The following is a 256-nucleotide window of genomic DNA, read 5'->3' on the forward strand; positions in this document are numbered from 1 at the left end:
CTGCAGCTCCTTGAGCAACATTAGATACTAGCATACCTGGTATAATAGTTTGATATCCTTGTGCTGCTAATTGAGTAAATAATGCTGGATATAAACTATAGTGCATTCCTGTCATTACTAATAGTGGAGTAAATGCTCCCATTATTAATGGTATTACCCATGAAGCTTTACTATCTAAAAATAAAATTCCACTTGCTAAAACTTCTCCAACTATATTCCCTAAAGGACCAATAAATATCAATGCAATTGGTGCCAT

1 pseudogene is annotated in these 256 nt (G+C 34.0%); it reads right to left on the reverse strand.

Annotated elements, in window-relative coordinates:
• Positions 1-256 (reverse strand): annotated as a pseudogene (locus tag SB754_RS21360) (hypothetical protein); the annotation flags it as partial.

The sequence above is a fragment of the Leifsonia sp. SIMBA_070 genome, from assembly GCF_046534635.1.
In the GTDB taxonomy this organism is placed as follows: Bacteria; Actinomycetota; Actinomycetes; order Actinomycetales; family Microbacteriaceae; genus Leifsonia.